Annotated in this window: 1 protein-coding gene; it reads left to right on the forward strand. The window is 75.8% G+C overall.

Annotation, left to right across the window (positions count from 1 at the left end; translation table 11 throughout):
• Positions 1–101: 101 nt before the first annotated feature.
• The gene (locus tag ACZ63J_RS20815; protein WP_465402403.1) at positions 102–8,378 is read left to right on the forward strand and encodes a type I polyketide synthase; all 8,277 of its coding nucleotides are present in this window, start codon (positions 102–104) and stop codon (positions 8,376–8,378) included.
• Positions 8,379–8,392 lie beyond the last annotated feature (14 nt).

Below are 8,392 nucleotides of genomic sequence, written 5' to 3' on the forward strand. Positions count from 1 at the left end.
AATCTAAGGGTTTAAGGGAGGTGGACGCGGTTGACTCACGCGATGCGGAACCCGGACCGCGGTGCCGCGAGCCCTCACCGGACGACCCCCGAGAGGCGAGGATGGCCAGCGAGAGCCAGCTGCGTGACTACCTCAAGCGCGTCACCGCCGACCTGCACCGGTCGCGCCGGCGCGTGCGGGAGATGGAGGACGCGGCCGCGGAGCCGGTCGCGATCGTCGGCATCGGCTGCCGCTTCCCCGGCGGGGTCGCCACCCCCGAGCAGCTGTGGGACGTGCTCGCGGCGGGCACCGACACGATCGGCCCGCTGCCGGCCGACCGCGGCTGGTCGGCGTTGCTGGCCGGGGTGGATCGCAGCACGATCAGCCTGGGTGACGTCGGCGCGTGGCGCGGCGGGTTCGTCGAGGCGGCGGACCGCTTCGACGCCGGGTTCTTCCGCGTGTCCCCGCGGGAGGCCCTCGCGATGGACCCGCAGCAGCGGCTGCTGCTCGAAGTCACCTGGGAAGCCCTCGAACGCGCCCGGATCGTGCCGGCGAGCCTGCGCGGCAGCCGCACCGGCGTGTTCGTCGGCACCAACGGCCAGAGCTACGGCAAGCTGCTCGCCGCGTCCGGTGAGACCGTCGAAGGGCACGCCGGCACCGGCACGACCGCGGCCGTGCTCTCCGGCCGCGTCGCCTACTCCTTCGGGTTCGAAGGCCCTTCGGTCACGGTCGACACGGCGTGTTCGTCCTCTTTGGTCGCCGCGCACTGGGCCACCCAGGCGCTGCGCTCCGGTGAGTGTTCGCTGGCGCTCGCCGGCGGGGTCACGGTGATGGCGACCCCCGAGGCGTTCGCCGAGTTCAGCAAGCAGGGCGGGCTCGCGCCGGATGGCCGCTGCAAGGCGTTCAGCGACGGCGCGGACGGTGTCGGCTGGGCCGAGGGCGCCGGGATCCTGGTCCTGGAACGGCTGTCCGACGCGCGGCGGCTCGGCCACCCGGTGCTCGCGGTGCTGCGGGGCACCGCCGTCAACTCCGACGGCGCCAGCAGCGGCCTGACCGTCCCCAACGGACCGTCGCAGCAACGTGTGATCCGCGCGGCGCTGGCCGCGTCCGGACTGTCCACATCGGACATCGACGTCGTCGAGGCGCACGGCACCGGCACGAAGCTCGGCGACCCGATCGAAGCCCAGGCGCTGCTGGCCACCTACGGCCGTGACCGCGAGCACGAGCTGCTGATCGGCTCGGTCAAGTCGAACTTCGGGCACACCCAGGCCGCGGCCGGGGTTGCCGGGATCATCAAGGCCGTCCTGGCCATCAACCACGGCGAAGTGCCGCGCACCCTCCACGCCGAGCAGCTCTCGTCCGAAGTGGACTGGACCGCGGGCGCGGTCCGGCCGGTGACCGAGCCGGCGCCGTGGCCGGAGACCGGGCGGCCGCGCCGCGCGGCCGTGTCGTCCTTCGGGGTCAGCGGCACCAACGCCCACACGATTATCGAGCAGGCGCCGGAGCCCGAGCCGGTCGAGCGCGGTCCGCGGGCCGGCGGGCCGGTGCCGTGGTTCGTCTCCGCGCGCTCGGAACCCGCGCTGCGCGCCCAGACCGCCGCGCTGCTGGCCGCCACCACCGATGACGCCGACGCAGCCGACGTCGCCTTGTCGACCGCGGTGACCCGCACGGCCTTCGAACACCGCCTCGCCGTGACCGGCCCGGACGCCGCGTCCCTGCGCGAAGGACTGCGCTCGTGGCTCGGCCAGGGGGCCGCGGCGAACGTGACCACCGGGACCGCGTCACGCGGCGAAACCGCTTTCCTCTTCTCGGGCCAGGGCGCGCAGCGGATCGGGATGGGCGCCCGGCTCGCCGAGGGGTACCCGGTCTTCGCCGAGACGTTCGCCGAGCTCTCCGCACGCCTCGGCGTGGTCACCGACGACCGGCTCGACCGGACGGAGCACGCGCAGCCCGCGCTGTTCGCCTACGAAGTCGCGCTGTACCGGCTGCTCGAGTCGTGGGGTGTGCGCCCGGCGTTTCTGGCCGGGCACTCGGTCGGCGAGATCGCGGCCGCGCACGTCGCCGGCGTGCTGTCCCTGGACGACGCCTGCACGCTGGTTTCCGCCCGCGCCCGCCTGATGGGCGAGCTGCCCGAAGGCGGCGCGATGATCGCCGTGCGAGCGTCCGAAGAGGACGTTCTCGCCGACGACGTCGACCTCGCCGCGGTGAACGGTCCGGAGTCGGTGGTGCTGTCCGGCCCCGAAGCCGCCGTCACCGCGGTTGCCGCCCGCTTCCCCGGGGCCCGGCGGCTCAAGGTGTCCCACGCGTTCCACTCGCGCCTGATGGACCCGATGCTGGACAGCTTCCGCGCCGTGGTCGCGAAGCTCTCGTTCGCCGAGCCGGAGATCCCGGTGGTCGCCGGTGGTGACGTCACCGACCCGGAGTACTGGGTCCGGCAGGTCCGCGACACCGTCCGGTTCGCCGACGCGGTCACCCGCCTCACCGGCTCCGGCGTGACGCGATGCGTCGAGCTGGGCCCGGCGGCCGTCCTTTCCGGACTCGTCGACGGCGCGATCCCCCTGGCGCGCAAGGACCACGACGAAGGGACCGCCTTGATCGCCGGGCTGGCCGCGCTGCACGTCGCGGGCGGCGCCGCCGACTGGCCGGCCGTCCTCCCCGGTGCCCGCCCGGCCGGCCTGCCCACCTACGCCTTCCAGCGCGAGCGCTACTGGCCCACGCTCACCCCGCGCACCGGCGACGCGGCCGGGCTCGGCCTCGCCCCGGTGCGCCACCCGCTGCTCGGCGCCGCCCTCGACGTCGCCGCGAGCACCGAGACCGTGCTCACCGGCACTGTCTCACCGGCCACCCAGCCCTGGCTCGCCGGCCGGGCCTCGTTCCCCGGCACGGGGTTCCTCGAACTGGCCCTGCGCGCGGCCCGCACGCTCGGCTGCGCGGAGGTCGCCGAGCTCACCCTCACCGAGCCGCTCGCCCTGGCGCCGAAGGACGTCGTGGCGCTGCAGGTGCGAGTCGGGCCGCCCGGCCCGGACGGCCGCCGCCCGGTCGACGTGTTTTCCGCGGTGGACACCCCGGCGTGGACCCACCACGCCACCGGCGCCCTCGCCGCGGACGCGGGCCCGGAACCCGCCGTCCTGGCCGAAGGCGCGTACCTGACCGACGTCTCCTTCGAAGGGGACCCGGGTGCGTTCGACCTGCACCCCCTCCTGCTCGCCGAGGCCGCGCAGGCGTGCGGCGAGGAACCGGTGGCCTGGCGCGGGGTTTCCCTGCACGCGCGGGGGTTGTCCGCGCTGCGGCTGCGTGTCGCCCCGCTCGGCGACCACGCGGTCAGCCTCGCGCTGCTCGACTCCGCCGACCGGCCGGTGCTGCTCGCCGCCGAGGTCGAGTTCGCCGGCGCCGTCACGCCCGTCGACGCCGTGCCCGCGACGCCGGTGCGCGTCCCGGCCAGCCCGGTGGCCGGCGGCTGGGCGGCGCTCGGCGAGGCCGACCGCGGCCGCGCGGCCGAAGACCTCGTGCGCACCACCGTCGCCGCCGTGCTCGGCCACGGCGACACCGGCGCGGTCGGCACCGGCGACCCGTTCACCGACCTCGGGTTCGACTCGATGATGTCGGTCGAGCTGCGCAACCGGCTCACCGCCGCCACCGCTCTCGAACTGCCCGCCACGCTCGTGTTCGACCACCCGACCCCCGCCGCCGTCGCCCGCCTGCTGCTGGCCGGGCTCTTCGGCGACGACGAGCGCGCGGGCCCGGTCCGCCGGACGCGGGCGCGCACGGACGACCCGGTCGTGATCGTCGGCATGAGCTGCCGGTACCCGGGTGGGGTCCGCTCGCCGGACGACCTCTGGACGATGGTCGCCGCCGGCCACGACGCCGTCGGCCCGTTCCCGGCCGACCGCGGCTGGGACCTCGCGACCCTCGCCGCGGGCGCGTCCGCCACCACCTACGGCGGCTTCCTCGACGGCATCGACCGCTTCGACGCCGCCTTCTTCGGCATCTCCCCGCGCGAGGCCCTCGCGATGGACCCGCAGCAGCGGCAGGTCCTCGAAACGTCGTGGGAGGCCCTGGAAGACGCCGGGATCGACCCGCTCGGCCTGCGCGCCACCCCGACCGGCGTGTTCGTCGGCACCAACGGCCAGGACTACGCGAGTGTGCTCGCGGGCAGCACCGCCGACGTCGGCGCGCACGCCGGGCTCGGCAACGCCGCCAGCGCGGTCTCCGGCCGGGTGTCCTACGTGCTCGGGCTCGAAGGCCCTTCGCTGACGGTCGACACGGCGTGCTCGTCGTCGCTGGTCGCCCTGCACCTGGCGGCACAGGCGCTGCGGGCGGGGGAGTGCGAGCTCGCGCTCGTCGGCGGGGTGCTGGTGATGTCCAGCCCCAACTACTTCCTCGGCACCAGCCAGCAGGGCGGCCTCGCGCCGGACGGGCGTTGTAAGGCCTTCGCCGACGCGGCCGACGGCACCGGCTGGGCCGAGGGTGTCGGCATGCTCGTCGTGGAGCGGCTGTCCGACGCCCGCCGCCGCGGCCACGAGGTCCTCGCCGTGGTGCGGGGGTCCGCGGTGAACTCCGACGGCGCGTCCAACGGCATCACCGCGCCCAACGGCCCGTCCCAGCGCCGGGTGATCCGGGCCGCGCTGGCCGACGCCGGTCTGTCCACTTCGGACGTCGACGTCGTGGAGGCGCACGGCACCGGGACCACCCTGGGTGACCCGATCGAAGCCCAGGCGCTGCTGGCGACCTACGGGCAGGACCGCGAAACGCCGTTGCTGCTGGGCTCCTTCAAGTCGAACATCGGCCACACCCAGGCCGCCGCGGGGGTCGGCGGTGTGATCAAGGTCGTCCAGGCCATGCGCCACGGCCTGGTGCCGCCGACCCTGCACGTCGACGCGCCGTCGTCCCATGTGGACTGGACGACCGGAGCGATCGACCTGGTCACTGAGGCGACGCCGTGGCCCGAGGTGGCCCGGCCGCGCCGGGCGGGGGTGTCGGCGTTCGGCGTCAGCGGGACCAACGCGCACGTGGTGCTCGAACAGGCGCCCGAGGCGCCCGCGCCGGCTCCGGAACCCCCGGCCGCCGTGGTGCCGTGGGTGCTCTCGGCCCGCGGCCGGCCCGCGCTGCACGCCCAGGCCGCCCGCCTGGCCGCCGCCGGCTCGCCGCTCGCCGCCACCGGGCTCGCCCTGGCCACCCGCCGGGCCGCGCTGGAGCACCGCGCGGTCGTCGTGGGCGCCGATCCCGAGGCGCTGCGCTCGGCGCTGGCGGCCGGCGACCTCGTCGAAGGCGCCGCCCGCGACGGCGGCACGGCGCTGCTGTTCACCGGCCAGGGCGCGCAGCGGCCGGGCATGGGCCGCGGGCTGTACGACCGGTACCCGTTGTTCCGCGACGCGTTCGACGAGGTCTGCGCCGAGTTCGGTGCCGAGCTGCGGGACGTCGTGTTCGGCGAGGACGCCGCCCGCCTGGACACCACCGGCTGGGCCCAGCCGGCGATCTTCGCCGTCGAAGTCGCCCTGCTGCGGCTGCTCGACGAGTGGGGGGTCCGGGCCGACCACCTCGCCGGGCACTCGATCGGCGAAATCACCGCCGCCCACGCGGCCGGTGTGCTGTCGCTGGCCGACGCCTGCACGCTCGTCGGCGCCCGCGCCCGGCTGATGCAGGAGCTGCCCGAGGGCGGCGCGATGGTCGCCCTGCGCGCGAGCGCCGCCGACGTCGAGCCGCTGCTCGGCCCGGACGTCGCGCTCGCCGCGGTCAACGGGCCGTCCTCCGTGGTGATCGCCGGCGCCGAAGCCGCCACTCTCGCGGTCGCGGAGCGGTTCGAGAAGGCCAAGCGGCTGGCCGTGAGCCACGCGTTCCACTCGCCGCTGATGGAGCCGATGCTGGAGGACTTCGCGAAGGTCGTCGCCGGGCTCGACCTGCGGCCGCCGAAGCGGTCGCTGATCTCCGCGGTGACCGGGCGGTCCGAGCACGAGCTGTTCGCGACGGCCGGGTACTGGGTGGACCACGTGCGCCGGACCGTCCGGTTCGGTGACGTTGTCGCCGACCTGGCCGGGCGCGGGGTCACGCGGTTCGTCGAGGTCGGCCCGGACGCCGTGCTCTCCGGCATGGCGGCCGAGACCGTCGAGGCGACCTGCGTGCCGCTGCTGCGCGCGGGCCGCGACGAGGAGACCACGATCGTCACCGCGCTGGGCCGGCTGCACGTCGACGGCGTCACGGTCGACTGGCCCCGGTTCTTCGCCGGGGTCGACGCGCGCGGGGTCCGGCTGCCGACGTACCCGTTCCAGGGCGAGCGGTTCTGGCCGGAGGCCGCGGCGCCGGTGGAGGCGAGCGACACGTTCTGGACCGCGCTCGAAGGTGCCGACGTCGCGACGCTGGCGGCGGAGCTCGGCGCCGACGCCGAGGAACTGGCGCGAGTGCTGCCCGCGCTTTCCGCACACCGCAAGGGACACGTCGACCGTTCCACGACCGACGGCTGGCGCTACCGCGTCGACTGGCAGCCCTTCACCGGCACCACCGCGCCGCGCCGCGAGGACTGGCTGATCGCGGTCCCGGCCGCCCTCGACGGCGACGAGCGGGTCGAGGTGCTGGTCGACGTGCTGGGCGCGGACACCGTCCGGCTGGTGGTCGACGGGCCGGACCGCGCCGCGCTGGCTGAGCGGATCACGGCGTTGCTCGAGACTTTCCCGAGCCCTGCGGGGGTGCTTTCGCTGCTGGCCCTCGACGAGGCGCCTTCGCCGGACGCGCCGTCGGTGCCGGGTGGTCTGGCCACGACGGCCGCCTTGGTGCAGGCCTTGGGCGACGCCGGTGTCGACGCCCCGCTGTGGTGCCTGACGACCGGCGCTGTCCGGACCGGCCCGGGTGACGCGGCGGGCAGTCTCGCCCAGGCCGCGGTGTGGGGCCTGGGGCGCGTGGCCGCGATGGAGTACCCCGGCCGGTGGGGCGGGCTCGTCGACGTGCCGTCGGACTTCGACCCCCGCGCGGTCACCCGCCTGCCCGGAACGCTCGCGGCGGCGGGGGAGGAGGACCAGATCGCGGTGCGCGCGAACGGCGTCCTCGTGCGACGGCTCGTGTCCGACCCGGCCGGAACGCCCACCCAGCACGTGGGCGAGGTGCCCGCCGACGGCACCGTGCTCGTCACCGGCGGCACCGGCGCCCTGGGCGGGAAGCTCGCGCACTGGCTCGCCGAGTCCGGCGCCGGGCACATCGTGCTCACCAGCCGCCGCGGCCTCGACGCCCCCGGCGCCGGCGAACTGGCCGACGAGCTCGCCGCCGCGGGCGCCCGGGTGACCGTCGCCGCCTGCGACGTCGCCGACCGGGACGCCGTGGCCGCCCTCATCGAAGGGCTGCCCGCGGAATTCCCCCTCCGCGGTGTTGTCCACGCGGCCGGGGTGCTCGACGACTGCGTGGTCGACGCCGTCGACCCGGCCCGCTTCGAAACCGTGCTGCGGCCCAAGACCGCCGCCGCGCTGCACCTCCACGAACTGACCGCCGGGCTGGATCTCAGCCTCTTCGTGCTGTTCGCTTCCATCGCCGGGACCGTCGGCGGGCCCGGGCAGGGCAGCTACGCCGCCGCGAACGCCGTCCTCGACGCGCTCGCCGAGCAGCGGGCCGCCGCCGGGCTGCCCGCGCTTTCGGTCGCCTGGGGCGCCTGGGGCGAGGTCGGCATGGCGGCTGACCCGGCCATCCAGGAACGCATGCGCCGCAGCGGCGCCGCGGCTCTCGCCCCCCGGCGGGCGCTGCTCGCGCTCGGGGAAGCGCTGCGGCGCGGGGACACCTCGGTGACCGTCGCCGACATCGACTGGACGCGCTACGCGCCCGGCATGGCCCTCATGCGCGCGACGCACCTGCTCGACGGCGTCCCGAGCGCCCGCGCGGCCATCGAAGCCGCGCGCCGGGCGCCGGACACCGCCGAAGAGCCGCTCGCCGCGCAGCTGGCCGGGATGTCCGAGCCCGAGCGCGTCAGCACGCTGTCGAAGGCCGTGCGGACGGCCGCCGCGATGATCCTCGGGCACACGTCCGGGGACACGATCGAGCCCGAGGCGAAGTTCGGGCTGCTCGGCTTCGACTCGCTGAGCGCGGTCGAGTTCCGCAACCTGCTGGCCCGGCGCACCGGGCTGAACCTGCCGCAGGGTCTGGTCTTCGACCACCCGACCCCGCTCGCGCTCGCGCGGTACCTGCGCGAGGAGCTGGTGCCGGCGGACCAGCCCGCGGCCGACCCCCTGGACGCCGAGCTGGCCGGCCTGGAGCGGGCCGTGGCGGCCGCCGACCTCGGGGAAACCCGCAGAGACGACGTGGCACGCCGGCTGAACCGGCTGCTCGACGGCCTGCGGCCGGAGCGCGCGGACGGCGAAGACGTCTTCGCGGCTTCGGACGACGAAATGTTCGACCTGCTCGGCAAGGAGTTCGGGATCTCGTGAGCACGCAGGATGGG

The sequence above is a fragment of the Amycolatopsis sp. NPDC104863 genome (genome assembly GCF_055582965.1).

Bases quoted from the DNA above. Each gene is read 5' to 3' on its own strand.
- ACZ63J_RS20815 (WP_465402403.1), top strand. From the start codon at position 102: ATGGCCAGCGAGAGCCAGCTGCGTGACTACCTCAAGCGCGTCACCGCC.